A 19,693-nucleotide genomic window follows, 5' to 3' on the forward strand; every position below is an offset into this window, starting at 1 on the left:
ACCCACCCCGTGGGAGCGGTCTTGTCCGCGAAAAAACACCATCACCGCCCACCCCAACCAATCAGCCCAGTCGCGCACAGCCAGCCCACCACACGCACCCTGTGGGAGCAGTCTCGCCCGCGAAAAAGCGCCACCACCGCGTTCCAAACCATCAGCCCAATCGCCCATAGCCAACCAACCACATGCTCCTTGTGGGAGCGGTCTCGACCGCGAAAAAGCGCCACCACCGCGCTCCCAACCAATCAACCCAGTCGCCCACAGCCAGCCCACCACACGCACCCCGTGGGAGCGGTCTTGACCGCGAATAAGCGACATCACCGCCCCACCTCGAACAACCGATCCAGTGCATCGAGCAACGCATCGTCCGGCCGTGCGAAATACACGCCGGCTTCGGGCATGCCGCGCAGGAACAGGTAGAAGGCACCGCCCAGCTGCGCGTCGCGGAAATCCGCCAGGCGCTGGCGCAGGAAGCGCCGCAGTGCGACCAGATAAATCAGGTATTGCAGGTAGTAATGCTCACCGGCGAGCGCCTGCAGCAGCCGCCCGCCGCCGTAGTAACTGGCGTCCGGGCCGAGCCAGTTGGACTTGTAGTCGGCGATGTACCAGCGGCCGTCGTGCTCGAAGGTCAGGTCGATAAAACCCTTGAGAAAGCCCTTGAGGCTGTCGAACTCCAACCGCGCCGCCGCCTCGCGCAGAGGCTCGGAGAGGCCGTTGGCCGGATCGGTCAATAGGTTGCGCAGCCGCGCCACGTCCAGGTCCTGCACCGGAAAGGTAAAGCCCAGCTCGGGCAACCGCCTGGCCGATTGCAGCGCGGCGAGGGTCAGTCCGGCGCCGTCCAGATCGGTTTCGAGCACCTTTTTCAAATGGCTCGTGGCGATCTCCCTCCACTCCAGCGGCAGGCCGTAGGCCTGCAATGCGGGCTCGACCAGCGCCTCTAGTTCGCCCTTGCCGCGCGCCCAGTCTTCGAGGATGGCGTGCAGGCAGGTACCCGCCCGCGCACCACGGGGAAAGGCAAAGAAACCGCTGCCCGGCTCGCCGGCATCGGGGATGGCCAGGGCGTCGCGGTCCGGTGCCTCCATATGCATGCCGGCCGCCAGACCCGAGAAGCTGCCGATGCGCCAGGCGCTATAGAGATTGCGGTTGAGCTGCGACAGCCGCTCGGGCGGCGCCGCCCGTCCCGGTCCCTGGGCGCTGGCCTCGCGCGATTCCAGCGGCAGGCAGGCCATATGGCCGCCGCCCCCCTGCACCAGCCGTTCGATGGCCAGGCGCAGGCTGCCGCCGTTGAGGTCGGCCAGATGACTACCCAACTCGCTCAACGGTTGCTCACCCGGCAGTTCGCGACCGTGCAGCAGCCAGGCCAGTGCGCTGGTGTGCAAACCTTCCTCAGCCAGGCTGCCGTCCTTCTTCGGCTTGCACAGATTCACAGGCCCCCAGTGCAACCAGAGCCGATCGCGGGCGCGGGTCAGGGCGACATAGGCCAGGCGCAGCTGCTCGGCGAAGACCTCTTCCCGGGCACGTTCGAGATTGTCTTCCAGAGCGTCGCTGCCCAGGTCCAGCAGCGGCTGGCCGCTCGCATCGTGGCAACGGGCACTGTCGCGGTTCTTGCCGAGCAGCTTGCCGTCCCATAGGAACGGGCAGAACACCAACGGGTATTCCAGGCCCTTGCTGGTGTGGATGGTGACGATCTGCACCCGCTCGGCATCGCTTTCCAGGCGCAGCAGGGCCTCCTCGCCGGCGCCTTCGCTGCCGCGCTGGGCATTGAACCAGGCAAGCAGCGGCTCCAGCCCCGGCCGTAGCAGGCTCTCAGCCTGCAACAATTCGCCCAGATGCAGCAGATTGGTAAGCCGCCGCTCACCATCCACCCGCGCCAGCAGCCGCTCAGCCACCGCCTGCTCGTCGAGCCAGGCGCGAAACACGCGCATGAAACCCTGCTGCTGCCAGAGCTGGTGATAGCGTTCAGCGGCTTCGCGTTCGGCGTCCCACTGTTGCTGATCGTCCTGGCAGCGAGCGAGATCGGCAGCGCTGCGGCCCAGCAGGCGTGTGGCCAACGCATAGCGCAGCAATCCTTCGCGACCGGGTTCTGCATAGGCGGCGAGCACTGCGGCCAGTTCGCTGGCTTCTTCGCTGCGCCAGACGCTGTCGCGGCCCCGACGCACGCTGGGCACGCCGCGCGCGGCCAGCTCTTCGGCAATCATCCCGGCCTGCCGATGACTGGCCACCAGTACGGCGATATCGCCGCCCTTGAGCGGGACGAACTGGCCATCCTCGTCGAAGCCTGATTGACCTTCGGCGGCGCCCGCCAGTTGCAGGGCAATACGCCGCGCGGTGTCGCTCGCGGCCAACTGTGCGGCCTCGCCCTTGCCCAGCGGATCGTCACCGAGCCAGACCAGCGACAGCGGCGCCGCCTCGCCCTCATCCACCAAGCGCAGTTGCGCGCGCGATTTTTGTGCGGCGCCCACCGGCGGGTACCGCAGATCGCCCTGCGCGAACGGCTGCGGATGGTCGAACAGCTGGTTCAGTGCGGCGATCAGCTCGGGCGTGGAGCGGTAGTTGGTCGGCAGGTTGAAGGGCTCGCGATCGGCCTGCAGCTTGGCCGTCATATAGGTCGCCAGGTCCGCGCCGCGGAAGGCATAGATCGCCTGCTTGGGGTCACCGACGAAGCACAGCGACGCCTCGCTGGCCTTGGCATAGATGCGGTTGAAGATGGCGTACTGGATCGGATCGGTGTCCTGGAATTCGTCGATCAGCGCCAGCGGATAGGTGGCGCGCAGCGAGGCCGCGAGGTCTTCACCGACCGGGCCCTGCAGCGCCTGATCGAGGCGATTGAGCAGATCGTCGAAGGCCAGCAGCCGCTGCGCCGCCTTGCGCTCGGGCAGCTCACGGTTGAGCCGCTCCAGCAGCGCAACCTGCAAGGCGATCAGCCGTTGCTTGCCGGCCGGCAGCGCCTCGGCGACCTGATCGGCCAGTTCGTCCAGCGCATGGGCCAGCTCGCAGACGGGCGCGTCATGGCCCTTCTTGCAGGCCTTGCTCAAGGCCCGCACGCCGAACTTGGCCGCGCCCTCGGGCAGGTCGAACATCACCGCCGGGTCGGCAAAATAGGCATCCAGCTCCGCCTGCCAGGGCGCGAACTTGATGGACTTGTGCGTGCTCTGGCTGAGCCCGCCGTGGGCCAGCAATTCGCCGACCCAGGCGGTGCCCGCGCTTTTCCATAAATCAGCGGCACGTTGCCAGGCGGCTTCAACCGGACGCAAATCGGCGGCGACCGGCGCCCCCTGTGGCTCGACCCGCAGGTAGGGCTTGCCCAGGTGGCTACGCAGGCGCTGGCGCAACCACACGGGCGTGATGCGGCTCTTGGCGAGGAAGCGCGCCCAGGCCGGATCGGCGTCGGCCAGTTCGCTGCGCCAGGCATCGGCCAGCAGCGCATCGATGATCTCGCGGTCGTCGGCGGTCAGCTCGCTGTCGAAATCGCCACCGGCCTCGAAGGCCGCGTCCTGCAGAGCGCGCTGGCAGAAGCCGTGGATGGTGAAGATCGCCGCCTCGTCGAAGCCATGCACGGCCAGCAGCAGGCGTCGGCGCGAGGCTTCGTCCGGGTAGCGCGCATGCAGGCGATTGAGGAAGTCATCATCGCTCGGCGTACCGTCATAGACCGCCAGCAGATCGGCCAAACGCGCACGAATGCGTTCGCGCAGCTCGGCTGTCGCGGCGGTGGTATAGGTGACCACGAGGATCTGTCCCACCGACAGCCGCCGTTCCAGCAGCAGACGCGCGTAGAGCGCGGTGAGCGTCCAGGTCTTGCCGGTGCCGGCGCTGGCCTCGATCAGCGAGCGACCATCGAAGGGCGAGTCGAGCAGGTCGAGTTTCATGCTTCCTCCTCTTCCTCAGCCAACGCGTCCAGCGCCGGGCCGATCAATTCCTGAGCCAGCGTTTCAAAGCGCTCGTCCAGCGGATCGCGATCACGGAAGGCCAATGCATTCCAGGGGTCCACAGATTCGGCGGCGATGGGGCTGAATTCGGCGCCGAGCCAGGCTTCGCGGGCGCGCTTGCGGGCGCAGTCGAGCGGCTCACTGCCACGGCTCGGCTTGCGATAGCCGCGGGCAAAGGCATGACTGCTGCGCGGTAACAGCGGCAGCGGCTCGCGGATGGCGCAGCGATAGGCCGCGAGCCAGGGTTCGAGCAGCTCGGCGGCATTGGCCAGCGGCCCGAGTTGCCAGTCGCCGGCCGGCGACAGCATCAGGCTGTGGCGCTCGATACCGGGCGTCGCGGACAGGTTGAGCAGCAGGTGACGCAGCCAGAACGGCGGCAGGTCCCATTCGCCGAGCTTGCCGAGCTTCCAACTGAACAGCCCGGCCGGGGTCACGCCGTCGAGCCAACCATGAATGCGCACGCCCGCCAAGGTGATGTCCACTGGCAGCGGCTCAGGCACCGCCTCGGGGCGCAGTTCAAACAGCCGCGGCGCGAACGCCCGCACCGGCCCGCGCAGCTTTCCCCACAGCGCCTGACCCAATTCGCCCGTCGGCAACCAGCCGGCGGCACAGGCCATTCGGCGTTCATTTTCATCGCTCCAGCCGTGCTCCATGGCTTGCAGCGACAGACGTCGCAGGCCATTCCAGGCGGGCATTTCCAGATCGAACGGCTCGTCGCTGGCGAGCGATTCCTGATCGTCGGCCAGGCGCAGACCGAGGCGCTGCTCGAGCAGGAAGCGCGGCGGATGGCGGAAGCATTGCAAAAGCTGTGAGGGTTCGATGGTCAGCCAGGCTTCGTCAGGCTCGGCGAGCAGGCTGGCGAATGGCTGCGGCTGGGTCAGCGGCGGTTCGGCCAGGCGCTGGGCGGCGCGGAACCAGGGCAGCGAGAACCCGGCGCAGGGCGCGTCGCCGAAGTTGCGCGGCGAGAACGGCTGTAACGGATGCGCGACGAGAATCTTCTCGCTGGCCTTGGGCTGTTTCGGCTGCGAGGCATCGGTGCTGGCAGGATCGCGGGCAAGCCCGCTCCCGCAGACGGCAGTCAGGTCGACGGCTTCCAGCACTTCGCTGAGCAGCACCGATGGCGGCAGCACGGCGTTGTCGCGCGGGTCGCGGCCGACGTAGGACAGGTACAGCGCCTCGCGCGCCGAGAGCAGGGTTTCCAGCAGCAGATAACGGTCGTCCAGACGCCGCGCCCGGTCACCACGGCGTGGATGCCGGCCGATCAGGTCGAAGCCCGACGGCGGCGTACGCCGTGGGAAGGCGCCATCGTCCAGGCCGAGCAGGCAGACCACGCGAAACGGCAAGCTGCGCATCGGCACCATGGTGCAGAAGGTCACCGCGCCAGTGAGAAAGCCCGAGGCGCCACCGCCCTGTTGCAGCGCGGCGCTGAGCTGCTGATGCACCAGCTCCAGCTCGATGGGCCGCGTCAGGTCAGCGGCCTGGGCCTGGTCACGCAATGCCGCGCAGGCCTGGGATAACAGCAGCAGCGTGTCGCCCGCTTCACGCTCGTCGAACAGGGTGTCGATCAGCACTTGCAGATCGTCCGCCCATTCAGCCAGCGGACGCGGCCGGGCCAGCTGGTCGGCCAGAACGCCGAGACGTTCGACGAACCCCACCAACCGACCGAGCAACTGCCCACGGGCGCCTTCCAGCGCATCCAGCGGCCAGTGTTCGCCGAGCAACGGTGCATTGTCCCCGGCCAGTTGCGGCGGTGCGGCGAAGCCCAGGAGCAACCGGTCCAGCCCCTGGCGCCAGGTAAAGGCCGATTCGTCCGGCAGACCGAGACGGGCACGCTGGCTGCCGTCGCGGCCCCAGCGCACACCGGCTTCGCGCAGCCAGTCGCGTAATAGCGGCAGGTCTTCGCTTTCGATACCGGCGCGACGGGCGATGGCCGGCTGCTCCAGCCAGGCGAGGATTTCTTCGGCGGCGAAGCGGCTCTGGGCCAGCAGTAGCAGCTCAAGGAAGGCCTCGATCAGCGGCACTTCGGCGCGCAGGCTGCGGTCGGCCAGGCTGTAGGGAATCCGCGGACGGCCCTCGCGCGGGGCGAACACGGCTTCGATGAAGGGCGCGTAGCGTTCGATGTCGGGGGTCAGCACCACGACCTGATCGGGCGTCAGCGCCGGGTTGGCAGCGAAGCGCGCCAGCAACTGGTCATGGAGGATCTCCACCTCGCGCAGCGGCGAGTGGGCGATATGCACTTCCAGCGAGCGGTCTTTCTCGGTCAGCGTGATGCGCTCATCGGGCTGCCGGGTACGCAGGCGCAGGATGTCGTTCTGCAACGCGTGCAGCAGGCTGTCGTCGCGCAGGTCTTCGTCCTCGGAATACAGGCCGAATTCCTGGCTGCCTTCGCTGGCGGTGAGGCTGAACAGCGAATCGAAAAAGTCGCGCCCCTGCTTGCCGAGACTGGCCAACAGCGGATGGCCGACGTCCAGATACCAATCGTCAGCGCCGCTCTCGGGCTGCCGCGCCAACTCACGGATATCACGTATCTCGCCCCAGGCCTCGCGGCTCGGGTTGAGCGCGCAGACAACCACGTCGATATGTCGTGCCAGGCCGTCGAGCACGCGCAAGTGGTGCGGCGGCAGGCTGCTGATGCCGAACACCAGCAAGCGTTCGGGCAAGCCCGGCAAGGGTTCGTCGCTATAGAGGCGTTGCAGCAGGTCGCCGAGCAGCCGCGCGCGATGCGGATGGCCGTCCTTGGTCAGCTCACGCCAGAGCAGCGCCTGCCAGGCTTCGTCCGGGCCGAGATCGAGGGTTTCGCCGCGCTCCCAGGCGGCCAGCCAGTCGTCGCGATAGAGCAGGTACTGATCGAAGACGTCGGCGATCTTGGCCGCCAGCGACAGCCGCCGGCGCTCATCGCCGTTATCGAGGTATTGCGCCAGGCGCGGCGCCATCTCGAGGTTGGCCGGCTCGCATAACCAGCCGTAGACCCGCCAGGTCAATGTGGTGGGCGAGAACGCCGACTGCTCCGGCAAGCTGCCCAGCACGGTGCGGCTCAGGTCCCAGACGAATTTCGCCGGCAGCTGCATGTCCAGCTGCATGGCGATGCCCTGCTTGCGCGCCAGCTCCAGCGTCAGCCAGCGCCCCATGCCCTGGCTCGGCACCACCACCCGCGCCGGGGCGAAGGGGTCGGCGAGCGGCTGGGCGAGCAGGCGCGTGGCCAGTTCACCGAGGGTTTCCAGGTCGGGGGCGTGGTAGAGATTGAGCATGGCGGCAACTTCGGCTGGATCAGCGGCAGAGGGTAGCAAGTTCCGGCGAGCTCGCGGGGCGTGCCGCCGATCGCCGGTGCGGCGTTTTTTCCTACTCCTTTCGCAGGAACCCAACGGTCCTTGTGATCAATATCAATCCCCCTACGCGCCATAGGATATTCCATAGCAGGCAGACCCCAAGTATCTCTGCAGCCTTTCGCCTGCCTCAGGCCAGGAGCAAATCAATGAAGCTGAATAACCGGAACCTGCTGATCCTTTCACTGGGCGCAGCCCTCTGCGCCAGCCCGCTGACCTACGCCGCCAGCGATGCAGCCCCGACCAAGGGCTCGGTCGAACGTAGCCATGCGCGCCAGGCCAGCGCTCTGCTCGACCGCGCCGCCGCACATCTACAGGCCAAGGGGCCGGATCAGGCGCTCGCCGCGTTCAACGACGATCAGGGCGGCTTCGTCGATGGCCAGCACTATGTCTTCGTGCTGGACACGGACGGCACCATGCTGGCCAACGGCGCTTCACGCGCGCTGGTCGGACTCAACGTGATGAGTCTCAAGGACGCCGCCGGCGCGCCCTTCATCCGCGAGATCGTCGAAGGTGCCAAAACCGCCGACAGCGGCCAGGTCAATTACCACTGGCGCAATCCCGCCGATAACAAGGTGGAGAACAAGACCAGCCTGTACCGCAAGGTCGGCGACCGGATCATCGCGGTGGGCTACTACATCCCGCGCTCGTCCGCCGAGCAGGCGCAAAAGATGCTCGACGAAGCGGTCGCGCTGGTCAAACGCTCGGGCGGCGAGGCTGCGTTCAAGGCGTTCAACGATCCACAGGGTGGCTTCGTGATGAACGACGAGTACGTCTTCGCCATCGGCCTGGACGACGGTAAATACCGTGCCAGCGGCGCCTCGCCCAACCTGGTCGGCGTCGATGTGCGGGAAATCACCGATGCCGCCGGTACGCCGCTGTTCAAGCAGATGATTGCGCTGGCCAAGGACAAGGGCACCGGCACGGTCGATTACGTCTGGCGCAACCCGGCTACCAACGCGGTCGAGAAGAAGCACACCCTGATCCGCCGGGTAAATGACGTATTGCTCGGCGTCGGCTACTACTCGTCGAACTGAGCGACGCACCGCGCCAGCGATGCCATTGATGTGACAGCGTCGTGAACGGCCGACTGCCGAAGATGGTCCACGTTATATAACCCACCGCCCTGCATAGCCCCAGGCGCGGTGGGTGCCGTAAGCATTGGATCATTCACTTATCGGAGGCCGTGCCTGATGCTGACGCTGTTGCACTTGCTGTCCTCCATCGCGCTGCTGGTCTGGGGCACGCACATCGTGCGCACCGGCATCATGCGAGTCTATGGTTCGCACTTGCGGCGGTTGCTGGGCCGCAGCATGGCCAATGCGCCGCTGGCGTTCACAGCGGGGCTCGGCGTCACCGCGCTGGTGCAAAGCAGCAACGCCACCGCGCTGCTGGCGATCTCGTTCGTTGCCCAGGGACTCATGGCGCTGCCCACCGCCCTGGCGATCATGCTTGGCGCCGATGTCGGCACCGCCCTGATGGCGCGTGTGCTGACGCTGGATCTGTCATGGCTGTCTCCGCTGTTCACGCTGGTCGGGGTCTGCCTGTTCCTATCGCGCAAACAGACCCGTGCCGGCCAGCTGGGGCGTGTGCTGATCGGTCTCGGCCTGATTATCCTGGCGCTGCAACTGATCGTCGCCACCGCCGAGCCCATCACCGAGGCGCGCGGCATGCGCGTACTGTTCTCCTCCCTGGCTGGCGATACCCTGCTCGCAGTGGTCGTGGGCGCAGTCTTCGCGTTGCTCTCCTATTCCAGCCTGGCCGCCGTACTGCTCACGGCGACACTGGCCAGCGCCGGCCTGATCAGCCTGCCCGTGGCACTCGGCGTGGTCATTGGGGCCAACGTCGGCAGCGGCCTGCTCGCCTGGCTCAACGCGACGCCGCAACCGGTACCCGCGCGCCGAGTGGCGCTGGGTAATCTGTTGTACAAGCTCGCCGGGCTGTCCGTGTTGCCGTTCCTGCCGATGCTGGTCGAGGCGATGGCGACGCTCGGCCTCAGCGGGCAGACCCAGGTCATCGCCTTTCACCTGACCTACAACGTGCTGCGCTGCCTGCTGTTGCTTCCCACGGTGGGGCCGATGGCTCGGCTTTGCGAGCGCCTGCTGCCGGAACGCGTACTCGATGGGGGTATCGCCCAGCCACGTCACCTCGACCCCACGGCGCTGGACACACCGACCCTGGCGCTGGCCAATGCCACCCGGGAAACCCTGCGCATCGGCGATCTGGTGGAAACTATGCTGGCGCGCCTGCTCGAGGCCCTGCGAGAGGACCGCCCGGAGCCGGGGGAAGAGATCCGCCGCCTGGACGATGACGTCGACGCCCTCTACAGCGGGGTCAAGCTATACCTCGCGCGCATGCCGCGCGAGGACCTGGCCGAACAGGAAAGCCGACGCTGGGCGGAGATCATCGAGCTGGCAATCAACCTGGAGCAGGCCGGCGACATCATCGAGCACATGCTCGGCAAAGTGCAGAACCTGAAGATTTCCAAGCGCCGATCCTTTTCCGATCGCGGCCTGGACGAACTCAGCCAGCTGCATGCGTTGCTCAGCGCCAACCTGAGCCTGGGCCTGTCGGTGTTTCTGTCCGGGGACTCGCACAGTGCCCGCCAGCTGTTGCAGCAGAAGCGCCAGTTCCGCAAGCGTGAGCGAGAGCTGGCCCATGCCCACGTGCATCGCCTGCATCAACAAGTGGTGGAGAGCATCGAAACCAGCGCCGCGCATCTGGAGTTGATCGCCGACATGAAACGTCTGAATTCCCTGTTCTGCAGCGCGGCCTATGCGGCGCTGGAGAGCTCCGGCAGCGGGCGGACGCGCGTGACGAACGACTCCCAGACCACACTTGACGCTCGGCTGACGGACCCGCAACTGCCGCCCGGCAAACCGGCCTGACCCGCATCGAGCCGACGACCAAACGCGGCTCGAACAGCTCTCACGTCGATGCGAAAAAAACCCCGGCGATGCGAGGCATGGCCGGGGTCGGGTTAGCGGTGCCGTGCGATCACTCGCGCTTGCGCCGCCGTTGCATCCAGACCACCAGGGCGAACAGCAGCAGCGCCGGCAGCCACATCCATTCCTTGGCTACGCGATCGGTGGGCGCGCGCACGGCGAGAATCTCCTGGTCGAACTGCAGACCCAGTTCGGCGGCGGGGCTGCCGAAGGTCACGCTGTCGATCAGCACCTTGCCGTCCTGTTCGTAGGTCATCAGGCCGAGCTTTTCCAGCTTCTCTTCGCCGGTTTCGCCGTCCGGAATCGCGACCAGCAGACTGAAGTCACGCACGTCACCAACGGCATCCTCACCGCGGATACGCAGCCGTAGCTGGCTGTCCTCATCGACCATTTCCAGCGCCTGCACCAGTTGCGCGGGCGGAATGTCGCGGTAAGGGTCGTGCACAATATCCATCCAGAAGCCCGGACGGAACAGGGTGAAGGCGATCAGCAGCAACAGGATGTTTTCATACCAGCGGCTGCGGACCAGGAAGTACCCCTGGGTGCCGGCGGCGAATATCAGCATCGCCAAGGTCGCGATGATGAAGATCACCACGCCGTGCCAGAAGTCCACGTCGATCAGCAACAGGTCGGTATTGAAAATGAACAGGAACGGCAAAGCAGCGGTACGCAGGCTGTAGTAGAACGCCACCACGCCGGTCTTGATCGGATCACCCTTGGACACCGCGGCAGCGGCGAACGAGGCCAGGCCCACCGGAGGCGTGACGTCGGCCATGATGCCGAAGTAGAAGACGAACAGGTGCACCGCGATCAGCGGCACGATCAAGCCACTCTGCTGCCCCAGCGCCACCACCACCGGCGCCAGCAGGCTGGACACCACGATGTAGTTGGCGGTGGTTGGCAGGCCCATGCCGAGGATCAGGCTGAGAAATGCCGTGAGCAGCAGCATCAGCATCAGGTTGCCCATCGACAGCAGCTCGACCAGATCGGCGAGCACCAGGCCGACACCGGTTTGCGACACCGCACCGACGATTATGCCCGCCGCCGCCGTGGCAATGCCGATACCGATCATGTTGCGCGCGCCGGCGATCAGGCCCTCGCGAAGGTCGACCATGCCATCCATGAAGGTACCGTGCTGATGGGTACCATCACGGCGCATCCAGCTGAGCAGCGGGCGCTGGGTCAACAGAATGATGATCAGGATCACCGAGCCCCAGAACGCCGACAGCCCGGGCGACAACCGCTCGACCATCAGGCACCAGACCAGGACCACCACCGGCAGCAGGAAATGCAGGCCGGACAGCAGAACAGGACGGGTTTCCGGCAGTTTTTCAAGCGGTGCGTTGGGATCCTCCGGTGGCAGCGGCGGGTTGCTCGCGGCGACCTTCAACAGGCCCAGATACACCGCCACCAACAGCGCTCCGATTACCCAGATCGCCGCGTCGCCCAAGGCCGGCTTCAACCAGCCGAGGCCGTAGTAAACGGCCAGCGAAATGCCTGAAATCAACGCGACGCCAAAGACGAACCCGATCAGACGCTGCATCCATGGCTTGGCCACGTTGGCCCGCGGAAGCGCGGTGAGACCCAGCTTGAGCGACTCGAGATGAACGATGTAGGCCAGCGCGATGTACGAGATCAGCGCCGGCAGGAAGGCGTGCTTGATCACCTCGACATAGGGAATGCCCACGTACTCGACCATCAGGAACGCCGCGGCGCCCATCACGGGCGGCATGATCTGGCCGTTCACCGAGGAGGCCACTTCCACCGCGCCGGCCTTTTCGGCCGAGAAACCGGTGCGCTTCATCATCGGAATGGTGAAGGTGCCGGTGGTCACCACGTTGGCAATCGAGGATCCGGAAATCAGTCCGGTCATACCCGAAGCCACGACCGCCGCCTTGGCCGGTCCGCCCCGGAAATGGCCAAGCATGCTGAAAGCCAGCTGGATGAAGTAGTGACCGGCACCGGCACGTTCGAGCAGCGCACCGAACAGGACGAACAGAAAGACGAAACTGGTGGACACACCGAGAGCGATGCCGAACACGCCTTCAGTGGTAATCCACTGGTGGTTGGCCAGGGCCGTGAAGCTCACGCCACGGTGCGCCAGCAGGCCGGGCATGTACGGACCGGCCAGGCTGTAGCCGAGAAAGATCAGGGCGATGACCGCCAGCGCCGGGCCGAGTGCACGGCGGGTCGCTTCGAGCAGCAGGGGAATGCCGACGCAGGCGGTGACCAGATCCATGGTCGTCAGGTTGCCGGGACGCTGGGCCAGTTGCTCGTAGGCGAAGTAGAGATAGCTGGCACTGGCAGCGGCGATCAGCCCCAGTGCGACGTCAACCAGCGGAACGCGGTCGCGTGGCGAACGCTTGAACGCAGGGTAGGCGAGAAAGGCCAGGAGCAGCGCGAACGCCAGGTGGATCGCCCGGGCCTCGGTGTTGTTGAACACACCGACGCGCAGCATGAAGGGCAGCGGCGAAGCGATCCACAGCTGGAACAGCGACCAGAGCAGCGCCAGCGCTGCAATCAGCTTGGCCATGGCGCCTTCGGGGATGCGCCCGCCGACGTCTTTGGCGATCAGCTCTTCCGTGGAAAGTGATTTGTCTTGCATGAAATGAGGCCTGTTTTTCAGGTAACGGAAACCGCGAGAACCCGTGGCATACGCTCACGGGTTCTCAGGCGAAAGCCGCGTACGGCAGACTTGCCGCATCGGTGCAGCAAGCCTAGAAGGCCGTTACATCCAGCCACGTTCCTTGTAGTAACGCACGGCACCTTCATGCAAGGGTGCGGACAGGCCGACCTTGATCATGTCTTCGGCTTTCAGGTCCTTGAATGCCGGATGCAGGCGCTGGAAGCGCTCGAGGTTCTCGAACACCGACTTGACCAGCTTGTAGACCACGTCAGCGTCCACCTTGGAGGTGGTCGACAGAACGGCTTTGCCACCGATCGAAGGCGTGGCGCTGTCGTTGCCCTTGTACATGCCACCAGGGATTTCCGCCTTGGTGTAGTAGCTCTTCTCGGACAACAGCTTGTCGATCTCCGGGCCGGTGATGGGCACCAGAACGGCGTCGACGGTGGTGGTGGCTTCCTGGATCGCACCGTTGGGGTGACCGACGAAGTAGGTCATCGCATCGATGTTGTTGTCGCCCAGTGCGCTGGCCTGCTCGGCCGGTTTGAGTTCGGCGGCGAGGGCAAAGACCGACTTGTCCCAGCCCTTCTCGGCCATGATTTCTTCGAGGGTGTCACGCTGACCGGAACCGGGGTTGCCGATGTTGACGCGCTTGCCCTTCAGGTCGTCCAGGCCCTTGATGTTGGCGTCGCGGCGCGCCAGCACGGTGAAGACTTCGCTCTGCAGCGAGAAGACCGCACGGATGTCATCCATCGCGCCTTCATTCTTGAACGGCTCCAGGCCTTTCATCGCCTTGTACTGGTGGTCCGACTGCATGATGCCGAAGTTGAATTCGCCGCTGCGCAGGCCGTTGACGTTGGCCACGCCGCCACCGCTGGCGGGCGCATTGCACTTCAGATCCTCGGCGTTACGGTTGACGAAACGGCAGATCGACTGACCAGCGACGTAGTAGACGCCCGTCTGGCCACCGGTACCGATGGTCACGAATTGCTCTTGTGCCTGAGCCACACCGCCCAGCCCAGTTCCCGCCAAAGCGGCGGAAAATATCCATGCCAAGGATTTGCCTTTCATGGATTCACTCCTTATTGGTTGTTTTGGATTGTCTCGCACGGCCTCGTGAGCCAGGGGCGAGAAGTGGGGAGTCTAGCAGGCCATCGGATTTCGCGAGTCACGGCAGCTGCATTCGCTGGCGAAAAAGCGCCTCCGGCCGGTCATACCGTTGCTGCCTGCTATCTGACTCGCCCGCCCGTCGAGCGTTCCGGCAGGCAGCATGCCGCATGCGTCAACGCCGGTGATGATTTCGATCAAGCGGTTCGTCCGTCGCAGGGGCCTGGCGCTGGCATCGAGACGACATTCGCCGTATCGTTTTTGACGTCAGAAGCGCGACATCTCAACGACGGGCGACCTCCTGGGCGTCCGCGAAACTGCATAAGGTTCAGCGAATGCGTTGCCATCCCTCGTCGCTCGTTGCGTTCTTCGTTCTGCTGATGGGCTTTTGTGGCCTGGCGGCGGCGCAGCTCAAGCCGACGATGGCAAGCCAGAACCTTCATGGGCTCCAGGCGGGCGCCATCGAGTACCTGCCCGGGCATCCGGACGCCGACTTCGAAAGCGTCCGTGGCGCGGCCTGGGGCTGGCAGCCACTCGAGCGGCCCAACCTGCAGCGGCAACTCGACGGCGTGTGGCTGCGCTTCGCCCTGCGCAACCCCTCCGCCCGGGCGGGCACTTGGTATTTCAGCCTGAAATGGCCGGTTCTGGACGAGGTACGCGTGCAGCTGTATTACCCGGAACGCGACCAATGGGGCCCGCCGATGCGCGCCGGGGATACCTTGCCGATGCGGGAGCGGCCACGGACCGATCACAACTTCGTTTACCCGCTGTCGCTGCATGCCGAAGAAGACGCCGTGGTCTACGTGCACGTACGGTCGCGCGAGTTGATCGCGCTGCCGATGACGATTGCCGACGAAACGGGGTTCCTCGCCGGGAAAATCGCCGATGTGGCGATGATCAACCTGTTCTTCGGCGGCATGCTGGTGATCCTGCTCTACAACTGCAGCCTGTTCGTGTTCACCCGCGACCTCAGCTATCTGCTGTATGTCACCTACCTGCTCAGTGCGCTGTTCTACGTGCTGACCATCACCGGCTTCGGCCAGCTGTTTCTCTGGCCTGAGGCGCCGAAGTTCTCCCATCGGTTCTACGGCCTGTCGGCGACGCTGTGTTTCTTCACGCCGCTGGTGTTCGCCAGCCGCTTCCTGAATATCCGCCGCTACGGTGGCTGGGTCTGGCAGGTCACGCTGCTGTTGATCGGCTACTGGGGCACAGTGTTGCTGGCGATCCTGTTCGCACCGGCGCTGACGCGCTACCTGGCGATCGAGACGATGGCACTGGTCCATTGCGGCCTGACCATCGCGGTGACCGTCACCTTGTGGATTCGCGGCAATGCTTCAGCGCGCCGATTCACCATCGCCTGGGCGACGCTGCTGGTGTTCACCGTCGCCCATCTGCTGGCCCTGGAAGGTCTGCTGCCGCTGAATATCTGGACCCTCAACGGTCAGTTGATGGGCATGTTCGTCGAATTCGTGCTGTTGTCCATGGCACTGGCCGAGCGCATCAACCACGAGCGAGAGCGCCGCATCGAGGCACAGAACAGCGCCCTGCACACCTCCGAGGCGCTGGCGCAGGAACGTGAGTCGCGCCTGCGGGCACAGCAGGAGGCGCTGCAGTTGCAGATGCGCGCCAACGAAGTGCTCGAAGCACGAGTGTTCGAACGGACCCGCGCGCTGGAAGAAGCCAAGCGCGGGCTGGAAGCGGTCAACGCGCAGCTCAAGCGGATGAGCACTACCGACGCGCTGACCCAATTGGCCAACCGCGGCCACTTCGACCTGACCCTCGACGAAGAGATCCGCCGTGCGCAACGCCTCGAGCAGCCGCTGTCGGTACTGCTGCTCGATATCGACCATTTCAAGCAGATCAATGACACCTACGGGCACCCGTTCGGCGACGAGTGCCTGCGGCAGGTGGCCGCCACGCTCAAACAGCACGGCCAGCGTGCCGGCGACCTGGTGGCGCGCTACGGCGGGGAGGAATTCATCATCGCGTTGCCCGGCATCGACAGTCACCGGGCCCGGCAGCAGGCCGAACGGATCCGGGCAGCGATCGCCGAGCTGCACCCCACCCATGGCGACCGCCGTCTCGACCTGACCATCAGCATCGGCGTGGCCATACTGCAACCGCCAATGTCCCGTACACCGGCGCAGCTGCTTGCAGCCGCCGACGCCGCGCTCTATCGCGCCAAGCGCAACGGACGCAACCAGGTGGTGGTCGCGGACGAGGTGATCTGACTCAATCAGTGCTCGGCGGGAAACGCAACCTGACCAGCAACCCGCCCAGGGCCCCTTCGCCCAGTTCGATGGTGGCGCGATGGGCCCGGCTGATCTCACCGACGATCGCCAACCCCAGCCCGGCGCCCTGCCCCTGTTGTTGCACGCGGTAGAACCGAGCGAACACCTTCTCGCGTTCCTCCGGGGCGATGCCGGGTCCGTCGTCTTCGACTTCCAGCACGCCTTCATCACCTACGCGCAACACCACATTGCCGCCGTTCGGCGTGTGAGCCAAAGCATTGTCCAGCAGGTTGCTGAGCAACTCGCTGAGCAGCGTCGGCTCGCCATGGATCCATACCGGACGGTCAGCTTCGAGCGCCAATGAGACGCCTCGTTTATGCGCCAGCGCCGCCATCGCCAACCCCAGCTCACGGGCCAGCCGGCTCAGATCGAGGCGCTGCGCGCCGCCCTCGGCGATCGCCTGCGCGCCGCTTTCGATGCGCGCCAGCGACAGTAACTGGTTGGCCAGATGGATGACCCTATCGGTATGCGCCCCGGCTTCTTCCAGCGTTTCCTGCCAGCGTTGCGGCTGCTGCTCGCGCAGGCCCAGCTCGATGCGCGCCTTGAGTGCGGCCAGCGGCGTACGCAATTCGTGGGCGGCATCAGCGATGAATTGCGCCTGTCGCTCGAACTGGCCACGCAGGCGCTCGGTGAAATGATTGAGCGCGGCCACCAATGGCCTGAACTCATGCTGAACGGCGACCAGCGGCAACGGACGCAAATCATCCGGCTGGCGCAGCTCCACCGCTTCGCTGAGTTTGCCCAGTGGTCGCAGCGCGGCGCTCACCGCCAGCCAGACCAGCAGCAGCGCGGTGATAGCCAGCAGCCCCACCCGCCAGAGCGTATCGGTGAGCAGGCTGCGTGCCATGCGCTCGCGGGCGCCGAGGGTTTCGGCGACGCGAATTTCGGCGATGCCGTTCAGCTCCGGCTCGCTGACCGGCTGCAGCAGGCTGACCAGGCGCACGCCCTCACCGCGGAACTCGCCGTCGTAGAAGCGCGCCAGCGCCGGGTAGTCGTCGGTGCGAGGCACGCCCGCTCCCGGCGCCGGCAGGTCCTCGTAGCCGCTGACCAGCCGGCCGGCGGTGTCAAGCACCTGGTAATAGATGCGCCCGGCACTGTCGTAGGCGAAGGTGTCGAGCGCCACATAAGGCACGTTGGCGCGCAGCTTACCGTCGCTGGCCACCAGCCCCTCGGCGATCGCCCGCGCCGAGGCCAGCAGGGTGCGGTCGTAAGCCGAGTCGGCTGCCGCGCGGCCGTTCCAGTAGGCACTCCAACCGCTGAAGACCAACAGCAGCGCCAGCAGCACCGCCAGGCGACGCAGCAGCCCGGTACGCAGGCTCCCGGCGCGCGAAGGCGCCGCTTCAGGCATCGGCGGCCTCCAGCAGGTAGCCCAGGCCACGGAAGGTGACGATGCGCACCGCGCTGCCCTCGAGCTTCTTGCGCAGGCGATGGATGTAGATTTCGATGGCGTCGGCGCTTGCATCCTCGTCCAGACCGAAGACCTGCGCCGCCAACTGGTCCTTGCTCATGACTCGCCCGGGCCGGGCGATTAGCGCTTCCAGCACCGCCTGCTCGCGCGAGGTCAGGGTCAAGGGCTGGCGATCGAGGCTGAAACGGCGGGCGTCCAGGTCATACACCAGCGCACCACAGCTCTGCTGGCGTTCGCCGCCGGCCACGCTGCGCCGCAGCAGGGCCTTGACGCGCGCTTCGAGCTCCGACAACTCGAACGGCTTGGCCAGATAATCGTCCGCGCCGAGGTTGAGCCCATGCACGCGGTCGGTCACTTCGCCGCGCGCGGTGAGCATGAGCACCGGCAGCGTCTTGCCGCGCTCGCGCAGGCGCGCCAGCACCTGGAAGCCGTCCATCCGGGGCAGCCCGACGTCGAGAATCGCTAGGGCGTAATCCTCGGTCGCCAGAGCCAGATCGGCCGCCACCCCGTCATTCAGCAGATCCAGCGTCCAGCCGGCCGCGCGCAGCGCCTGCGCCACGCTTTCAGCGAGTTGGGGATGATCCTCGACCAGAAGTATCCGCATTGCCTGTCCTCTGCCACACACGGAACGGGCCGCCAGTGTAGCGACACGGCACGCCGCACGCTGCTTTCACGCCTGAAAGCCTGGCGAAAGTTTCGCCGCCTAGGATCGCCATCAGGTGGCTCGAACCACCTGGTGCGGCACAACGCCGCCACAACAAAAACAATAGTGGAGATACAGGATGCTGACTGCCGTCAGAACCAACCCCGTACAGGCTCGTCTCGCCCTCGCCATTGCAGCCGCCTCGTTGGCGCCCCTGGCCCAGGCCGATTTCATCGAAGACAGCCATGCGACCCTGCAAACCCAGAACATCTACCTCAATCGCGACTTCCGCGAAGGCACCGGCCAGTCCAAACGCGAAGAATGGTCGCAGGGCTTTCTGCTCAACATCGAATCGGGCTTCACCGAAGGCACCGTTGGCTTCGGCCTCGATGCCATGGGCATGTTGGGCATCAAGCTTGATTCGGGCGGCGGCCGCACGGGTACCGATCTGCTCCCAGTGCATGACGACGGCAGCACCCCGGACGAGTTCAGCCGCCTGGGCCTGACCGCCAAAGCGAAAATCTCCGAAACCGAGCTGCGCTACGGCAGCCACATCCCCGAAACCCCGGTGGTCAAGGCCAGCGACAGCCGCACCCTGCCCCAGGTGTTCGAGGGCGCCACGTTGGAATCCCGCGAGCTGGCCGGCCTGACCCTCACCGGCGGGCGCCTGGACAAGGTAATCGACCGCGCCTCGACCAATTCCCAGGATCTGCAGCTGAACAACAAGAATCGTCGCTTCGACAGCGCCGCCGAAGCCGATCATCTGACCTACGTGGGAGCGAAATACGATTTCAGCGAACGCTTTACCGGCACCTACTATGCCGCCGAGCTCGATGACATCTATCGCCAGCACTTTTTCAACCTGCAGGCCGTACAGCCGCTGGGCAAGGACTCGGCGCTGACCGCCGACCTGCGCCTGATGATCAGCGATGACACCGGCGCCGCGAATGCCGGCAAGATCGACAACCAGGCCTGGAACGGCGTGCTCGGCTACAGCCTCGGTGGCCACAAGGTCAGCCTCGCCTACCAGCAGATGAACGGCGATACCGGCTACGCCTACATCGATGGCGGCGACCCGTACCTGGTCAACTTCGTGCAGATCAACGACTTCGCCAACGCCGACGAGCGCTCCTGGCAGGCCCGTTACGACTACAACTTCGCCTCTATCGGCGTGCCTGGCCTAACCTTCCTGACACGCTACATTTCCGGCGACAACGCCGAGTACACCGGCGGCAGCAACGGCAGCGAATGGGAACGCGACATTGAACTCAAATACGTGGTGCAGACGGGGCCGTTGAAAAACGTCGCCGTGCGCATGCGTAACGCCATGTTCCGCTCCGATTTCGCCCGCGACGCCGATGAAAACCGCCTGATCGTCAGCTACAGCCTGCCGATCTGGTAAAGCCGTCCACAATAAGAATGAAAAGGAG

At 65.6% G+C, this 19,693-nt stretch carries 10 protein-coding genes; 4 read left to right on the forward strand and 6 right to left on the reverse strand.

The genetic code is table 11. The features are described 5' to 3' along the window. Positions 1-314 precede the first annotated feature (314 nt). Both recB and recC read right to left on the reverse strand, forming a co-directional pair. A complete protein-coding gene (recB, locus tag KCX70_RS20770) occupies positions 315-3,863 on the reverse strand; it encodes an exodeoxyribonuclease V subunit beta (RefSeq protein ID WP_212618680.1) in 3,549 nt (1,182 codons plus the stop codon). Further along, positions 3,860-7,171, reverse strand: a complete 3,312-nt coding sequence (gene recC, locus KCX70_RS20775; RefSeq protein ID WP_212618681.1) for an exodeoxyribonuclease V subunit gamma — start codon at positions 7,169-7,171, stop codon at positions 3,860-3,862. The genes recB and recC overlap by 4 nt, the downstream gene beginning before the upstream one ends. A gap of 224 nt (positions 7,172-7,395) precedes the next feature. Here recC and KCX70_RS20780 point away from each other — a divergent pair, with 224 nt between their 5' ends. Beyond that, positions 7,396-8,283, forward strand: a complete 888-nt coding sequence (locus tag KCX70_RS20780) for a cache domain-containing protein (protein ID WP_102846833.1) — start codon at positions 7,396-7,398, stop codon at positions 8,281-8,283. 156 nt (positions 8,284-8,439) lie between these two features. Next, on the forward strand, positions 8,440-10,134 hold the full coding sequence (locus KCX70_RS20785; protein WP_102846832.1) for a Na/Pi cotransporter family protein: 1,695 nt from the start codon (positions 8,440-8,442) through the stop codon (positions 10,132-10,134). Between the two features lie 109 nt (positions 10,135-10,243). Here the strand turns inward: KCX70_RS20785 and KCX70_RS20790 are convergent, their stop codons facing one another. Continuing rightward, positions 10,244-12,796, reverse strand: a complete 2,553-nt coding sequence (locus KCX70_RS20790; RefSeq protein ID WP_212618682.1) for a TRAP transporter permease — start codon at positions 12,794-12,796, stop codon at positions 10,244-10,246. Positions 12,797-12,919: 123 nt separating this feature from the next. Further along, positions 12,920-13,885 (reverse strand): TAXI family TRAP transporter solute-binding subunit, encoded by a 966-nt coding sequence (locus KCX70_RS20795; protein ID WP_212618683.1) that lies wholly within the window; start codon positions 13,883-13,885, stop codon positions 12,920-12,922. Between the two features lie 371 nt (positions 13,886-14,256). Between KCX70_RS20795 and KCX70_RS20800 the strand changes: the two genes are divergently transcribed. Further along, positions 14,257-16,152 carry a sensor domain-containing diguanylate cyclase gene (locus KCX70_RS20800; RefSeq protein WP_249121677.1) on the forward strand — a complete coding sequence of 632 codons (1,896 nt, stop codon included), beginning with the start codon at positions 14,257-14,259 and terminating at the stop codon, positions 16,150-16,152. Position 16,153: 1 nt separating this feature from the next. On the opposite strand, the gene KCX70_RS20805 is transcribed toward KCX70_RS20800, so the two are convergent. Both KCX70_RS20805 and KCX70_RS20810 read right to left on the reverse strand, forming a co-directional pair. Continuing rightward, on the reverse strand, positions 16,154-17,560 hold the full coding sequence (locus KCX70_RS20805; RefSeq protein WP_021206117.1) for a sensor histidine kinase: 1,407 nt from the start codon (positions 17,558-17,560) through the stop codon (positions 16,154-16,156). Continuing rightward, entirely contained in the window at positions 17,553-18,224 is a 672-nt protein-coding gene (locus tag KCX70_RS20810; RefSeq protein ID WP_212618684.1) for a response regulator, read from the reverse strand. The genes KCX70_RS20805 and KCX70_RS20810 overlap by 8 nt, the downstream gene beginning before the upstream one ends. Positions 18,225-18,402: 178 nt before the next feature. On the opposite strand from KCX70_RS20810, the gene KCX70_RS20815 reads away from it, so the two are divergent. Next, positions 18,403-19,665, forward strand: a complete 1,263-nt coding sequence (locus tag KCX70_RS20815; protein WP_212618685.1) for an OprD family porin — start codon at positions 18,403-18,405, stop codon at positions 19,663-19,665. Positions 19,666-19,693: the final 28 nt, after the last annotated feature.

Origin of the sequence: Stutzerimonas stutzeri, assembly GCF_018138085.1 — a bacterium.
Lineage (GTDB): Bacteria > Pseudomonadota > Gammaproteobacteria > Pseudomonadales > Pseudomonadaceae > Stutzerimonas > Stutzerimonas stutzeri_AI.

Excerpts from the sequence above, each read along its gene's own strand:
- KCX70_RS20785 (WP_102846832.1), top strand. The coding sequence starts at position 8,440 with ATGCTGACGCTGTTGCACTTGCTGTCCTCCATCGCGCTGCTGGTCTGG.
- KCX70_RS20800 (WP_249121677.1), top strand. The coding sequence starts at position 14,257 with ATGCGTTGCCATCCCTCGTCGCTCGTTGCGTTCTTCGTTCTGCTGATG.
- KCX70_RS20790 (WP_212618682.1), bottom strand. The coding sequence starts at position 12,796 with ATGCAAGACAAATCACTTTCCACGGAAGAGCTGATCGCCAAAGACGTC.
- KCX70_RS20805 (WP_021206117.1), bottom strand. The coding sequence starts at position 17,560 with ATGCCTGAAGCGGCGCCTTCGCGCGCCGGGAGCCTGCGTACCGGGCTG.
- KCX70_RS20795 (WP_212618683.1), bottom strand. The coding sequence starts at position 13,885 with ATGAAAGGCAAATCCTTGGCATGGATATTTTCCGCCGCTTTGGCGGGA.
- KCX70_RS20810 (WP_212618684.1), bottom strand. The coding sequence starts at position 18,224 with ATGCGGATACTTCTGGTCGAGGATCATCCCCAACTCGCTGAAAGCGTG.
- recC (WP_212618681.1), bottom strand. The coding sequence starts at position 7,171 with ATGCTCAATCTCTACCACGCCCCCGACCTGGAAACCCTCGGTGAACTG.
- recB (WP_212618680.1), bottom strand. The coding sequence starts at position 3,863 with ATGAAACTCGACCTGCTCGACTCGCCCTTCGATGGTCGCTCGCTGATC.
- KCX70_RS20780 (WP_102846833.1), top strand. The coding sequence starts at position 7,396 with ATGAAGCTGAATAACCGGAACCTGCTGATCCTTTCACTGGGCGCAGCC.
- KCX70_RS20815 (WP_212618685.1), top strand. The coding sequence starts at position 18,403 with ATGCTGACTGCCGTCAGAACCAACCCCGTACAGGCTCGTCTCGCCCTC.